Source organism: Micropruina sp. (assembly GCF_047606665.1).
Lineage (GTDB): Bacteria > Actinomycetota > Actinomycetes > Propionibacteriales > Propionibacteriaceae > Micropruina.
Window position 1 is genome coordinate 21,460 of sequence record NZ_JASGEF010000021.1, and the last position, 13,390, is coordinate 34,849.

Below are 13,390 nucleotides of genomic sequence, written 5' to 3' on the forward strand. Positions count from 1 at the left end.
CAACTCGGGCCGTTCCGAGCCTCGCCGACGACGAGCATTGCCGGGGTCAGGCGGGGTGATGCAGGCTGATGGCATGGCCATCGAGGTACGCCCGGCGACGGCGTTCGCCACCAACCGGACGATCCCACACGTGGACGACCTCGACGTGTGGAGCGTGTGGTGCTTCCGGGTCCGGCCCGGCTACCGAGGACAGGGAGTCACCCGCGAACTGCTCACCGGTGCCGTCGCGTTCGCGGAGGAGCAGGGAGCCCTCGCGATCGAGGGCTACCCGGTGGACAACCAGGGCGGCAAGGTCGATCCGACCGGACTACCCTTGCCGGCATGAGCAGCGCGGACTTTCGTGAGCCGACCAACGAGCAGCTGTGGAGCCAGCCGCCGGCCGGCGCCCCGACCCAGCAAGGGGGTGGCATGCTTCCCGCGCAGCCGGCCCCGCCTCCGCAGCACGCGCCGCACCATCCGTACCCGCCGGCGCCGCAGCAGCCCCGTCAGGACAAGACGGTGTTCGTGCTGGCCGTCGTCTCGCTGGCGATCGGCGTCCCACTGACCGCGATCAGTGCCGGCGCGGCCGGCCTGCCTGGACTCCTGATCGCCTGGATCGGCATCGTCATGGTCAACCTGATCTACGCGCGGAGCCGTCGCAAGCAGGGCTGACCTTTCGTCGGCAGCACGAGAGCCTCAGCGGCGCACTTGGACGCTGCGGGCATTCTGCCGGGTCGCCCACCAGGCGAGTTCTATCAGCAACGCCGGATCGGTGACGTTCGTGGTCAGCCATTCGCCCTCGACGCGGGCCCGCCATTCGCCCTCGGACCACTCGCCGCGTCCGGCGAACACCGCCGCGGGCACTGGACGTCCGGCCAGCAGGTCGCTGATCCGGAATAGCTCGGGCTCCCCGTCGACTCCGGCACGGACGGCGAGGGCGTCCAGCAGATCCCGTGGCGCGGACCGCGGATCGCGTCCCAACGAGACGCCGACGCGACGGGCCGCCTGCACCGTTCCGGCCGCCACCACGTGGGCGCGTCCATGCCGGTCTTCCAGCGTCAGCGGGTCGAGCGCGACGACGAATCCGATCAGGTCGCGGGCCGGGTCGACCAGCCGCAGGGTGACCCGCTCGCCGACCCGGATCGGGGGGTTCAGCCGGTCCATCGCGGCCATGGGCACCATGCCTCCTGTCAGCCGTGCGCGCTAGAGTGTTCCACGATTCAACAAGGTTCGGAGAGGATCGAGATGACGTACATCATCACGCAGCCCTGCGTCGACGTTAAAGACCTGGCTTGCGTGGAGGAGTGTCCCGTGGATTGCATCTACGAGGGCAACCGAATGCTGTACATCCAGCCGGACGAGTGTGTCGACTGTGGTGCCTGCGAGCCGGTCTGCCCGGTGGAGGCCATCTACTACGAAGACGACGTCCCGTCGGACCAGAAGGTCTTCTATGACGTCAACGTGCAGTTCTTCGACACCGTGGGATCGCCCGGCGGTGCGGCCAAGATGGGCCCAATCGACGCCGACCACGACTACGTGCTCGGCCTGCCGCCGCAGGGCGAGTGAAGGTTCGCGGCCGTAGCCTGCCGGATTTCCCTTGGGATTCGCTGGCGGCTGCCAAGGCCCGCGCACTGGCACACCCGGACGGCATTGTCGACCTTTCGGTCGGTACGCCGGTCGACCCCACCCCAGAGTTGGGACGCCAGGCGCTGGCCGCGGCGTCCGACGCACCTGGCTACCCCACGGTGTGGGGGACGCCGACGCTACGGGCCGCGATCCGCGACCACCTGAGCACGCGTTGGGGCAGCGTCCCGATCGCGGACGAGGGTGTGCTGCCGGTGATCGGCACCAAGGAGATCGTGGCGGCTCTGCCGTATCTGCTCGGTCTCGGCGCCGGCGACACCATCGTCATTCCGCGAGTCGCCTACCCGACCTACGAGGTGGGCGGACGGCTGTCCGGTGCCGAGGTGGTGCCGTGCGACGATCCGGCCGAGATCGCCGCGCTGCGTCCGGCGCTGGTCTGGATCAACTCGCCGGCCAACCCGCACGGCGAGATCCTGTCCGCCGCCCAGCTCGCGGCGTGGGTGCGGTACTGCCGCCAACGTGGCGCGGTGCTGGCCTCCGACGAGTGCTACGGCGAGTTCGGCTGGGACGCAGAGCCGGTCTCGGTGCTGCATCCGGACGTCAACGGCGGTTCCCTGGAGGGCCTGCTGGCGGTGCACTCGCTGTCCAAGCGCTCGAACCTGGCCGGCTATCGGGCCGGGTTCGTGGCCGGGGACGCCGAACTGGTCAGTGGGCTGCGCGAACTCCGCAAGCACGCCGGCGGCATCGTCCCGGCACCGGTGCAGGCCGCCATGGTGGCGCTGCTGGGCGACGGCGAACACGTCGCCGAGCAGCGGGAACGCTACCGCCGACGGCGCGCCCTGCTGCGCCCGGCCCTGGAGTCCGCCGGATTTCGGGTGGTGCATTCGGAGGGCTCGCTCTACCTGTGGTGCACCCGCGGCGAGAACGGCCGGGCCAGCGTCGACTGGCTGGCCGAACGCGGCATCCTGGTCGCTCCCGGCGACTTCTACGGTCCCGAGTCGGGCGACTTCGTCCGAGTCGGGCTGACCGCGAGCGATGAGCGGATCGAGGCGGCGGCCAGCCGGCTCACCGCGAGCTGACCGGTTCGCTGGTTGAGTCCGCTTGCAGGGTCTCGACAAGCTCGACCAACGGGTCAGGACTTCACCGCGATGGTGACGTTGCGGCCACCGCCGATCCCGGTCCAGGACGCCACGGTGTGCGGGTCGTGCACCCAGTCGGCGGCGCCCACGCTGACCCGAGTCACGCCGTAGGCCTCAGTGTGGGCGATGGCCAGGGACGCCACCGCCCAGGCGATCCGCTCGCTGCTGGCCTGCACGATCACCGTCGAACCGCTGATCCGCACCTCGACCCGCGACTTCAGCGCTTTGGCGATCAACGCCGTCAGGTCGGCCGCATCGGCCTTGTCGGGTGAGTCGACGGTGCAGCTGAAGCCGGCCGCGGTGGCGCCGGCGAGCACCGACGACAACACCTGCGCCTTGTCGACATGCTTGCGGTAGGCGTCCGGGTAGCCGGACCGCTGCACCGCCTGGGCCACGTCGTTGATGTCGCTGGTCCGCCAATTCTTCACCCGCACCAGGGCGTCGTAGAACTTTCCCGACGAATAGAACGGGTCCATGATCTGCTTGACCGTGCCCCAGCCCTTGCTCGGCCGCTGCTGGAACAGGCCGATCGAGTCGGCATGGCCGTAGTCGAGATTGCGGATGCCCGACTCCTGATAGGCGGTGGCCAGGGCGATCGTCACCGCGCGCGCCGGCAGGTCGCGGGACAGCGCCACCGAGGCGATAAGCGTCGCGTTCACCGCCTGTTCGGGGGTGAGCGTGACGGTGGCTCCGTCGGCGGTGGCGCGGCACTGGTCGTCCATCGGCAGTGGCTGCTTGGTGGCGTTCGACCAGACCACGGCACCGCCCCAGACCAACCCGCCTACCAGCGCCGCGATGGCGACCAGCACGAGGGCGATCCGGGGCCAGTTGGGTCGCATCGGCTCAGTTCGCGTGCAACGCGGCGTTCAACTCGAAGCTGCCGCCGGCCTTCGGACGCACCTGCACCGCGCCGGTCAGCGAGTTGCGCAGGAACAGCAGCCCGGAGCGTCCGGACAGCTCGCGCGCCTTGACCACCGCGCCGCCCGGCAGGGTGACCTTGGTGCCGGCGGTGACGTACAGACCGGCCTCGATGGTGCAGTCGTCGCCGAGCGAGATGCCCAGCCCCGATTCGGCACCCAGCAGGCAGCGTTCGCCGATGGTGACCATCTCTTTGCCGCCGCCCGACAGGGTGCCCATGATGGACGCCCCGCCGCCGATGTCGCTGCCGTCGCCGACGATCACCCCAGCCGAAATCCGGCCCTCGACCATGGACGCACCGAGTGTGCCGGCGTTGAAGTTGACGAAGCCCTCGTGCATCACCGTGGTCCCGGACGCCAGATGGGCACCCAGCCGGACCCGGTCGGCGTCCGCGATCCGCACCCCGGACGGCACCACGTAGTCGACCATCCGCGGGAATTTGTCGACTCCGAAGACGGTGAGTTGGCCGCGTCCGACGCGCAGCGTCAGCCGGACCTGCTCGAAGCCCTGCACCGCACACGGGCCGGCCGAGGTCCACACCACGTTCGGCAGCACGCCGAAGATGCCGTCCAGATTCAGCTCGCGGGGCCGGACCAGCCGGGCGCTGAGCAGATGCAGCCGCAGATAGGCGTCCGGGGTCGACGTGGGTGGGGCGTCCAGGTCGATCTCGACCAGCACGGTCTCGGTGCGCACGCCACGGTCGGCGTCTTGGGTCTGGGCGGCCACCAGCCGATCGGGTGCGGCGGCGCCGGACGAGGGGCCGAGCTGCGGGTCGGGAAACCAAGTGTCGAGAACCTGGCCGGAGGCGTGCACACTGGCCAGCCCCCAACCCCAGGCGGAGCGGGTGTCGGTCATGGCGGCCAGCCTAGCGGGGCCCTCCGACACGTCGGACGCCACCGGTACGCTCGGCCCATGACCCTCGATGCCCGCGGCGACCTGGTCGCCCTGTTCCGTGCCATCGTCGACATCGAATCGGTCAGCGGCAACGAGCGCGAACTGGCCGACCAGATCGAAGCGACGCTGCGGGGGTGCGCGCACCTGAGCGTGCTGCGCGACGGCGACACCGTGATCGCCCGCACCGACCTCGGCCGCCGGCAACGGGTCGTGATCGCCGGCCACCTGGACACCGTGCCGATCGCCGGCAACCTGCCGTCCTGGGTCGAGGACGATCTGGTCTACGGCCGGGGCACCTGCGACATGAAGGGCGGGGTGGCGGTCATGCTGGCCTGCGCGGTCGCGCTCGACGCGCCGTCCAGCGACCTCACCTGGATCTTCTACGACCACGAAGAGGTCGAATCCGCGGCGAACTCGCTGACCCGGATCGCCGCCACCCGGCCGGAGCTGTTGGCCGGCAACTTCGCCGTCCTGATGGAACCGACCAGCGCCACCGTCGAGGGCGGCTGCCAGGGCACCTTGCGGTTCACCGTGACCACCACTGGACGCGCCGCGCACTCGGCGCGCGCCTGGATGGGTCACAACGCCATTCACGACGCATCGGACGTCCTGGAGCGGCTCCGCGACCACGTCCCCGAGCAACCCGAGGTCGACGGATTGCGCTACCACGAGGGGCTCAATGCGGTCGCGATCGAGGGCGGCATCGCCGGCAACGTGATTCCCGACCGTTGCACCATCACGGTCAACTACCGGTTCGCGCCGCATCGAAGTGTCGAGCAGGCGAAGGCCTACTGCCGTGAGGTGCTGGACGGCTACCAGCTCACCTTCACCGATGCCGCCGCCGGCGCCCGGCCCGGCCTGGACCGTCCCGCCGCGGCCGCCTTCCTGGCCGCGGTGGGCGGCGAGCCGTCCGCCAAATTCGGCTGGACGGACGTCGCCCGGTTCTCCGCCCTCGGCATTCCGGCGGTGAACTTCGGCCCCGGTAACCCGTCCAAGGCGCACGCCGACGATGAGTTCTGTCCGGTCGCCGACCTGTTCACCTGCCGCGACGCCCTGCTGCGCTGGCTGAACTGACATTCCGGGGCACGCGCGGAACCTCTTACCCCGCCCGGTTCCGCGCATTTCCGGCGCACCGTGTAGGCTGGCCCTCATCAAGGTTCCCTCGGGGGTGGGAACCATGGCGTAACGAATGAGCCGAGCCGGGGGGATCGGACCATCAGCGAACTTCTTGTCTATTCCCGGACGCGGCCGCGCAGGCCGATAGTCCGACTGCTTATGCGTGTGGGCACCGGGGTGCTCGCAGGCCTGCTTGCCGCTGCCATCGTGGCGGGTGCCGCGATCGGCTCGTTGTGGCTTTCGGTGTCCGGCATCGCGCGCAACCCGTCGTTGCTGCCGGCGCGGGACGCCATCGTCAGCACGGGTGTGCCGGGGTCGCTCAACCTGCTGCTGATCGGGACCGACTCGCATGCGGTAGGAAGCGAAGCCAACGTGTTGCTGATCGTGCACGTCAACGGTGGCCGCAATCGGGTGGATGTGGTGTCTCTGCCGCGCAACCTGATGGTGACGGCCGCCGACGGGAGCCTCCGCCGGCTGAGCCGGCACTATGCCGAGGGGGGCGCGGCGGCCGTGGTGAAGTCGGTCGAGGGTCTGCTCGACATTCGCATCGACCATGTGGCGCTGACCTGGCTGGAGGGCATGTCGCGGCTGATCGACTTGTTGGGACGCATCTCGGTCGACAATCCGGTGGAAGCGACCAGCCAAGGCTTCCGGTTCCCCAAGGGCCCGATCACGCTCAGCGGCGAAGAGGCGCTCGCCTTCGTCCGGCAGGGCGGCACGAGCCCCGGCGACCTGGACCGTGCCGAAAGTCAGCGGCTGGTCCTGCAGGGCATCGTCGAGCGACTGCTTACCAGCAAGGCGTTGCTCAATCCCGGCACGGTGAAGGCGGTGCTGGGCCAGTTGGCCGGCGAGATCGAGGTGGATTCCAGCCTGGACGCTCGCGCGATGATCGAACTGTTCGTCGACCTGCGGCTGCGCTCCAGCCAGGGCAGTCCGGCCAGTATCAAGCTCCCGACAGCGGGCGGTGGCATAGCCGCCGACGGCACCGGGTATGTGCTGCCCGACTCCGGCCGGGTCGCCGACCTGGGGCGGGCGCTGAACACCGACACTTTGGACGCCTGGGTCCGCTGAGAGGTTTCGCGGCCGACCGGCTTTCGCCCGCCCCGCGGGACCTCTGGGTTCGGCGTCCGGCGGGCCCGGCCAGCTACGCTGACGGAGGTGAGCAAGCGCGTACGCACCCAGGGCCCGGTGATCCGGCGTCAGGGCCAAGTTCAGCACACCACCACCGACCAGCGACTGTTGTCCGGCAAGGGCGACGCCAATTGGATCCACAGCGATCAGTGGCGCATTCTCCGCATTCAGGCCGAGTTCGTCGAGGGGTTCAGCACGCTGGCCGAACTCGGCCCGGCGATCGGCGTGTTCGGTTCGGCCCGGACGCCGAAGGACACCCCGGCCTGGCAGGCCGGGGTCGAGATCGGACGGGCACTGGCCCGGGCCGGCTACAGCGCGATCACCGGAGGCGGCCCCGGCATCATGGAGGCGGTCAACAAGGGGGCCGCCCAGGTCGGCGGCACATCGGTCGGTCTCGGCATCGAATTGCCGTTCGAGCAGGCCCTCAACAAGCACGTCACGCTCGGCATCAACTTCCGCTATTTCTTCGCTCGGAAGGTGATGTTCCTCAAATATTCGCAAGGTTTCATCGTGATGCCAGGCGGTTTCGGCACATTTGACGAGTTGTTCGAGGCGCTCACCCTGATCCAGACTCGCAAGGTGACCTCGTTCCCGATCGTGTTGTTCGGCACCGCCTTCTGGGCACCGCTGCTGGACTGGATTCGCTCCACCGTGTTGACCGACGGCTACATTTCCGAGGACGATCTCGACCTGCTGACCATTACCGACAGCGTCCCGGAGGCGATCCGCTGGGTCACCGGCGCCGGCTTGGCCAGCAACGGGACGTGAGAGGAGCGCAAGCATGCAGTGGGTGCTGTGGATGATCGCCGTGGCGGTGCTCGGCCTGGCGGCCGTGGCGGCGTCCGGTCGACTGGGCGAACTGCCCGGCACGGTGACCGACACGCCACGGCCGCATGTGCCGGCCGGCGTGCTGACCGGTGACGATCTGCGCGGGCTGCGCTTCGCCGTCGTCCCCCGCGGCTATTCGATGGACCAGGTGGACGAGTTGCTCGACCGGTTGGCCCGGCAGGTGGATGCCGCGTCCGCGGTGATGCCCGGCTCGGTTCCGGACGCAGTCACGCCGTCCGACCCCGGCCCAGCGGCGACGCGGGCCCCGGACGCCGAGGAACCGCAGTCCTGAGAGCGATGCTACGACCCGGTTGCGCAGCCTGGAGTTCCTTGCGGCGGGCCACGGCCGCTTCCGGGCATCGACCATCTCGTTCTGGAATAATGGGCTGGGAAGTCCCCAACCAGAACGAGGGTGAGCAATGGCAGCAATGAAGCCGCGGACCGGCGACGGGCCTATCGAGGTGGCCAAGGAAGGGCGCGTGATCGCCATGCGAATCCCAGCCGAAGGCGGCGGCCGTCTGGTCATCGAGATGAACGCGGCCGAGGCGGCGGAGCTTCTGGAGGCGTTGACGGGCGTCGTCAACCCTGCCTGAGCGCTACCGTCTTGGCGAATGCGAAGGCCCCCGGACACACCGGGGGCCTTCGCCATGTCGACCGGGCGAAGGCCCGAGGACTCAGCTGTCGTGGGTGGCGATCGCCTTCTCGTAGACCTCGACGGTCTCCTGTGCGATCTTCTCCCAGCTGAACTCGTCGATGCAGCGTTGGCGTCCGGCCAGGCCCATTCGGCGCGCCCGGTCGCGATCGCGGGTGAGTGTGTTGACGTTCTCGGCGAACTTCTCCTCGAACCCCTTCACGAACTCCGGGTCGCCGGCCTGCGCCGGGTCGTAGGGCACCAGCAGGCCGGTCTCGCCGTCCACGACCACCTCGGGGATGCCGCCGACGGCCGAGGCCACCACCGGGATCTCGCATGCCATCGCCTCCAGGTTCACGATGCCCAGCGGCTCGTAGATGGACGGGCAGGCGAACAGCGTCGAATGGGTCAGCACCTGGCGCACGGACGCCCGCGGCAGCATCTCCTGCACCCACTTCACCCCGCTGCGGGTCTTGTTCAGCTCGGCGAACGCGCCGTCGAACTCGGCGGCGATCTCCGGGGTGTCGGGGGCGCCGGCGAGCAGCAGCACCTGTGTGTCGGCGTCGAACTGCTGGGCCGCCCGGACCAGGTGGATCAGGCCCTTCTGACGGGTAATCCGGCCGACGAAGGTGACGATCGGCTTGTCGCGGTCGACGCCGAGGGAGTCGATCACGTCGGTGTTGGCGTCCGGCTTGAACTCTTCGGGATCGATGCCGTTCTTGACCACATGGATGCGGGCCGGGTCGATCGACGGGTAGGCGTTGGTGATGTTCGTGATCATCGCCGCCGAGACCGCGATCACGGCATCGGCCTGGGTGAAGGCGGTCTTCTCGATCCATGAGCTGACCCGGTAGCCGCCGCCCAGCTGCTCGACCTTCCAGGGCCGGTCGGGCTCCAGGGAGTGGGCGGTGACCACGTGCGGCACGTCCTGGAAGTGGCCGGCGACGATACCGGCGAACTGGGCGTACCAGGTGTGGGAGTGGATGACGTCGACCTCGGGGATGGCGGCCGCCATCGAGACGTCGGCGCCCAGGACGCGCAGGGCCGCGTTGGCTCCGGCCGGGTAGTCCTCGGCATGCGCCGTCGCGCCGTCGCGCGGCTCTCCCATGCATTGGACGTCGACGGACTCGGTGAACTTGCGTAGTTGCGGGACCAGCTGACCGACATGGACGCCGGCGCCCCCGTAGATGTGCGGCGGATACTCACGAGTGAGGATGGATACACGCAGTGACATGAACGGATCGTTGCACACCGCACCCGCGCCAGGGGAGTCCTGGGCTCGCGGGTCCGCGACAATCGTCGGCGTCTCCCCAAGCGGGCGGGCGACGCGCCGAAGAAATTTCACCCGCGGGGCTGTCCCGGAGGTGCAACGGGCTCTATGTTCGGAGCATGAGCAACCCGACCGTTCTCTCCATCGTCCTGGCGGGCGGTGAGGGCAAGCGCCTGATGCCTCTCACGGCCGATCGAGCCAAACCTGCGGTGCCGTTCGGTGGCACCTACCGGCTGATCGACTTCGTCCTCTCCAACCTCGTCAACTCCGACCTGACCAAGATCTGCGTGCTGACCCAGTACAAGTCGCACTCTCTCGACCGGCACATCGCGGTCACTTGGCGACTGTCCCCGATGCTGGGCAGCTACGTCACCTCGGTGCCGGCGCAGCAGCGCACCGGCAAGCAGTGGTTCCAGGGCAGCGCCGACGCCATCTACCAGTCGATGAACCTGATCAACGACGAAGATCCCGACTACGTGGTCGTCTTCGGGGCGGACAACATCTACCGCATGGACGTCTCGCAGATGCTGCGGGCGCATATCGATTCCGGCTTGGACTGCACCGTGGCAGGCATCCGGGTACCGCGCTCGGAGGCGTCCGCCTTCGGTGTGATCGATGCCGGTGCCGACGCGAAGATCAAGACCTTCCTGGAGAAGCCCGCCGACCCGCCGGCCCTGCCGGACAGCCCCGACGAGTCGTTCGCCTCGATGGGCAACTACGTGTTTACCCGGAGGGCGTTCGTCGAGGCCCTCAACGACGATGCAGCGTCCGACACCAAGCACGACATGGGCGGCAACATCGTCCCCGATTTCGTCAACGCCGGGCGTGCCGGGGTGTACGACTTCACCCTGAACGCGGTGCCGGGTGCCACCGAACGCGACATCAACTACTGGCGCGACGTAGGTACCATCCAGGCCTACCACGCCGCCCATATGGATCTGATCTCGGTCGATCCGGACTTCAACCTCTACAACCGCAAGTGGCCGATGTTCACCGACCAGGTGCAGGCTCCGGGCGCGAAGTTCACCCTGCGCGGTACGGCGGAGGACTCGATCGTCAGCGCCGGCTGCATCATCTCCGGCGGCGACGTCGACCGGTCGGTGTTGTCGCCTAACGTGATCGTCGACAAGTGGGCCAAGGTCGAAGAGTCGATCGTCTTCCCGGGTTGCCGGATCGGCCGCAACGCGGTAGTCCGCCGGGCCATCCTGGACAAGAACGTGCACGTGCCGGACGGCGTCGAGATCGGCGTGGACGCCGAACACGACAGGGCGCGCGGCTTCTTCGTCGAGGACGGTCTGACCGTGGTGCCGAAGAGCTTCCCGATCCCCAGCCCGTAATCCCTCGGACAGGGCCGTTCGGCGTCCAGGCTTGTCACGGCTGGAAAAGAGCCCTGCCTAACTACTTCTGCCCTCCCACATGTGGGAGGGCAGAAGTAGTTAGGCAGGGCCTTGCGGCTCGGGCGGACGGAGCCTCGTGGAGCGGGCGGACGCCTCGCGGTGTGGTCAGGCCTTGACGGCGACCAGCAGGCCGTCGCCGATGGGGAGCAGGGTCGCGGTGAACTCCGGCATGTCCTGGACGGCCTGCAGCGCCTCGCGGATGATGACGGTCTCGTCGTCCTCGTTGGCTGTGTCGGCGACCTGCCCCTTCCACAGGGCGTGGTGCAGCACCAGCAGGCCACCACCGCGCAGCAACCGCTGGGACTGATCGACGTACTCGACGTATTCCAGCGGGTCGCCGTCCACCACGACCATGTCGTAGGCTCCGTCGCTCAGCTTCGGCAGCACGTTGAGCGCCGATCCGGCGATCAGCCGGGCGCGCCGTGGCGGGACGCTCTCGGCGGCGAAGATCTGCCGGGCGGCGACCTGGTGCTCGGTCTCCAGATCGATGCTGGTCAGGATGCCGTCCGGGGCCATGCCGCGGATCAGCGCGAGGCCGGAAACGCCCGCGCCGGTGCCGATCTCGACCACGGCGCGCGCCCCGATCAGGCGCGCCAGGAAGGTCAGCGCGGAGGTGACGCCCTGGCTGGCCGGGGTCAGGGCCAACTGGCGACTGGCCGCGCGAGCCAGCCGCATGATGTCGTCGTCGGGGACGAACGATTCCGAGAATGCCCAGGAAGGGGATGGGGTGGTCGCCTTGGCGACCGAACGCGATGCAGGACTCACGGGCCCAACCCTATCGAAGGCACGCCAGGACTCGAAGGCATGCCGGGACGTCCCCGGAGCGCGCCGTCGAGCCGGCCGCCCGCGACACGGGAGCCCTCGCTGTGTGTAGGCCGACGAGACACCCCCAGTACACTGCCGCCATGTCCCAGCCTCGCTTCGGTCGCCTGCTCACCGCGATGGTCACCCCGTTCACCGCGGACGGCGTGATCGACCTGGCCGAGGCCCGAAAGCTCGCGGCCCACCTGGTCGACCAGCAGCACAACGACGCGCTGGTGATCAACGGCACCACCGGCGAGTCGCCGACCACCACCGACGCCGAGAAGGCCGAGCTGGTGGCGACCGTGGTCGACGAGATCGGCGACCGGGCCCTGGTGGTGGCCGGCGTCGGCAGCAACGACACCCGGCACACCATCGAGCTCGCTCGGCAGGCGGCGGAGGCCGGCGCGTCCGGGCTCCTCGTCGTGACGCCGTACTACTCGAAGCCCCCGCAGGACGCCGTGGCCGCCCACTTCCGCGCGGTCGCGGACGCCACCGAGCTGCCGATGATGCTCTACGACATTCCGCACCGGGCCGGCGTCCCGATCGAGACCGAGACCCTGATCGCGGTGGCGTCCCATCCGCGGATCGTCGCGGTCAAGGACGCCAAGGGCAATCCGGTCGCGTCGGCGGCCGTGATCGCCGCGACGGGCCTCGACTATTACGCGGGCGACGACGGCTACACGCTGCCGCTGCTCGCCGTCGGCGGTGTCGGCGTGGTCGGCACCTCGACGCACTTCACCGGGGCGCGGACGAAGGTGATGATCGAGAGGTTCCTGTCCGGCGATCTGGCCGGCGCGATCGCCGACAACGCCGCGCTGCTGCCGGTGTTCACGGGCGTCTTCGCCACACAGGGCTGCATGCTGGTCAAGGCCGGCCTCGCGGCCCGCGGCTTCACCCCGGCGGTGCTGCGCGCGCCGCTGCTGCCGGCGTCCGAGGCCCAGGCAGCAGCATTCGTGGCGTTGCTGGACGCCGCCGGTCTCTGAACTGAGTCACTCGGCGCGGTGGGTGATGACTATGCGAACAAGGATCCGGATCGGGCTGGGACTGACCGGCCCGATCCGGGTCGTTGCTCTCACCATTCTCACCGGGCGCTGAGTCGGGTCCGCGCGAACTACCCTGTGAGTCATGGATTTCAACGCGAGCGAGATCGTCCTGCTGCTCGTGTTGGCAATCGTTCTGTTCGGCCCCGAAAAACTGCCCGAACTCGCCCGCAAGGCGGCTCGGGTGCTGCACTATATCCGGAGGATCGCCAACGACGCCCAGGGCCGGCTGCGTGAAGAGCTGGGGCCGGAATATGCCGACCTGCAGCTGTCCGATCTGAACCCGAAGGCCTTCATCGCCAAGCATCTGGGTGCCGACGCCACCGCCGAGCTGGACGAGGTCGCGGCCGAGGTGCGCGGCGCCCGGACCAGCCTGGACGACGCCATCGCCGCCGATTCGGCCGACCCGGTTGAGACCGACGAGCCGGCGACGGAACTCCCACCGACTCCCTTCGACCCCGAGGCCACGTAGGTTCGCTCCCATCTTGCCCGGATGGGACTCGCATGTCGTCCCGGATTTGATCCGGGATCACGGGCGTGAGTCGACACGGGTGCTCGATGGGACGTCACGTGATGAGATCCCGGCGTTCGCCGGGATGACGAGGCTCGCCAGGATCACGAGGGTCGCCGGGATGACGAGGCTCGCCAGGATCACGAGG

17 protein-coding genes are annotated in these 13,390 nt (G+C 69.0%); 12 read left to right on the plus strand and 5 right to left on the minus strand.

Translation table 11 applies throughout. The annotated features are described in order from the left end of the window. The first annotated feature begins 73 nt into the window (after positions 1 to 73). Together QM619_RS04730 and QM619_RS04735 are read left to right on the plus strand one after the other, a co-directional pair. Positions 74 to 325 (plus strand): GNAT family N-acetyltransferase, encoded by a 252-nt coding sequence (locus QM619_RS04730; protein WP_415104829.1) that lies wholly within the window; start codon positions 74 to 76, stop codon positions 323 to 325. Continuing rightward, complete coding sequence (locus QM619_RS04735; RefSeq protein ID WP_415104831.1) at positions 322 to 651, plus strand: hypothetical protein; 330 nt, start codon at positions 322 to 324, stop codon at positions 649 to 651. The genes QM619_RS04730 and QM619_RS04735 overlap by 4 nt, the downstream gene beginning before the upstream one ends. 24 nt (positions 652 to 675) lie before the next feature. On the opposite strand, the gene QM619_RS04740 is transcribed toward QM619_RS04735, so the two are convergent. Beyond that, on the minus strand, positions 676 to 1,152 hold the full coding sequence (locus QM619_RS04740) for a hypothetical protein (RefSeq protein WP_415104833.1): 477 nt from the start codon (positions 1,150 to 1,152) through the stop codon (positions 676 to 678). A gap of 72 nt (positions 1,153 to 1,224) precedes the next feature. Between QM619_RS04740 and fdxA the strand changes: the two genes are divergently transcribed. Both fdxA and dapC read left to right on the plus strand, forming a co-directional pair. Further along, entirely contained in the window at positions 1,225 to 1,545 is a 321-nt protein-coding gene (fdxA, locus tag QM619_RS04745) for a ferredoxin (RefSeq protein ID WP_415104835.1), read from the plus strand. Next, complete coding sequence (gene dapC, locus QM619_RS04750; RefSeq protein ID WP_415104837.1) at positions 1,542 to 2,642, plus strand: succinyldiaminopimelate transaminase; 1,101 nt, start codon at positions 1,542 to 1,544, stop codon at positions 2,640 to 2,642. Before fdxA ends, dapC begins: the two co-directional genes overlap by 4 nt. Before the next feature lie 53 nt (positions 2,643 to 2,695). On the opposite strand, the gene QM619_RS04755 is transcribed toward dapC, so the two are convergent. Both QM619_RS04755 and dapD read right to left on the minus strand, forming a co-directional pair. Further along, entirely contained in the window at positions 2,696 to 3,541 is an 846-nt protein-coding gene (locus QM619_RS04755) for a hypothetical protein (protein WP_415104839.1), read from the minus strand. A 4-nt stretch (positions 3,542 to 3,545) separates the two neighbouring features. Then, positions 3,546 to 4,475 carry a 2,3,4,5-tetrahydropyridine-2,6-dicarboxylate N-succinyltransferase gene (dapD, locus tag QM619_RS04760; RefSeq protein ID WP_415104841.1) on the minus strand — a complete coding sequence of 310 codons (930 nt, stop codon included), beginning with the start codon at positions 4,473 to 4,475 and terminating at the stop codon, positions 3,546 to 3,548. Between the two features lie 57 nt (positions 4,476 to 4,532). Between dapD and dapE the strand changes: the two genes are divergently transcribed. From dapE to QM619_RS04785, 5 genes are all read left to right on the plus strand, one after another. Then, complete coding sequence (gene dapE, locus QM619_RS04765) at positions 4,533 to 5,588, plus strand: succinyl-diaminopimelate desuccinylase (protein WP_415104843.1); 1,056 nt, start codon at positions 4,533 to 4,535, stop codon at positions 5,586 to 5,588. Positions 5,589 to 5,789: 201 nt separating this feature from the next. Then, positions 5,790 to 6,701 carry an LCP family protein gene (locus tag QM619_RS04770; protein WP_415104845.1) on the plus strand — a complete coding sequence of 304 codons (912 nt, stop codon included), beginning with the start codon at positions 5,790 to 5,792 and terminating at the stop codon, positions 6,699 to 6,701. A gap of 87 nt (positions 6,702 to 6,788) precedes the next feature. Next, positions 6,789 to 7,529 carry a TIGR00730 family Rossman fold protein gene (locus QM619_RS04775; RefSeq protein WP_415104847.1) on the plus strand — a complete coding sequence of 247 codons (741 nt, stop codon included), beginning with the start codon at positions 6,789 to 6,791 and terminating at the stop codon, positions 7,527 to 7,529. Between the two features lie 13 nt (positions 7,530 to 7,542). Then, on the plus strand, positions 7,543 to 7,881 hold the full coding sequence (locus tag QM619_RS04780; protein ID WP_415104849.1) for a DivIVA domain-containing protein: 339 nt from the start codon (positions 7,543 to 7,545) through the stop codon (positions 7,879 to 7,881). Positions 7,882 to 8,008: 127 nt separating this feature from the next. Further along, the gene (locus QM619_RS04785; RefSeq protein ID WP_298131522.1) at positions 8,009 to 8,182 is read left to right on the plus strand and encodes a DUF3117 domain-containing protein; all 174 of its coding nucleotides are present in this window, start codon (positions 8,009 to 8,011) and stop codon (positions 8,180 to 8,182) included. An 81-nt stretch (positions 8,183 to 8,263) separates the two neighbouring features. On the opposite strand, the gene glgA is transcribed toward QM619_RS04785, so the two are convergent. Then, positions 8,264 to 9,448 (minus strand): glycogen synthase, encoded by a 1,185-nt coding sequence (gene glgA, locus QM619_RS04790; RefSeq protein ID WP_415105067.1) that lies wholly within the window; start codon positions 9,446 to 9,448, stop codon positions 8,264 to 8,266. Between the two features lie 161 nt (positions 9,449 to 9,609). On the opposite strand from glgA, the gene glgC reads away from it, so the two are divergent. Further along, positions 9,610 to 10,827: a glucose-1-phosphate adenylyltransferase gene (gene glgC, locus QM619_RS04795; protein WP_415104851.1), complete on the plus strand. Its 1,218-nt coding sequence runs from the start codon at positions 9,610 to 9,612 to the stop codon at positions 10,825 to 10,827. Between the two features lie 165 nt (positions 10,828 to 10,992). On the opposite strand, the gene QM619_RS04800 is transcribed toward glgC, so the two are convergent. After that, positions 10,993 to 11,562, minus strand: a complete 570-nt coding sequence (locus tag QM619_RS04800; RefSeq protein ID WP_415105069.1) for an O-methyltransferase — start codon at positions 11,560 to 11,562, stop codon at positions 10,993 to 10,995. A 230-nt stretch (positions 11,563 to 11,792) separates the two neighbouring features. Between QM619_RS04800 and dapA the strand changes: the two genes are divergently transcribed. Together dapA and QM619_RS04810 are read left to right on the plus strand one after the other, a co-directional pair. Further along, entirely contained in the window at positions 11,793 to 12,674 is an 882-nt protein-coding gene (dapA, locus tag QM619_RS04805) for a 4-hydroxy-tetrahydrodipicolinate synthase (protein ID WP_415104853.1), read from the plus strand. 142 nt (positions 12,675 to 12,816) lie between these two features. Continuing rightward, positions 12,817 to 13,203, plus strand: a complete 387-nt coding sequence (locus tag QM619_RS04810) for a sec-independent translocase (protein ID WP_415104855.1) — start codon at positions 12,817 to 12,819, stop codon at positions 13,201 to 13,203. Positions 13,204 to 13,390: the final 187 nt, after the last annotated feature.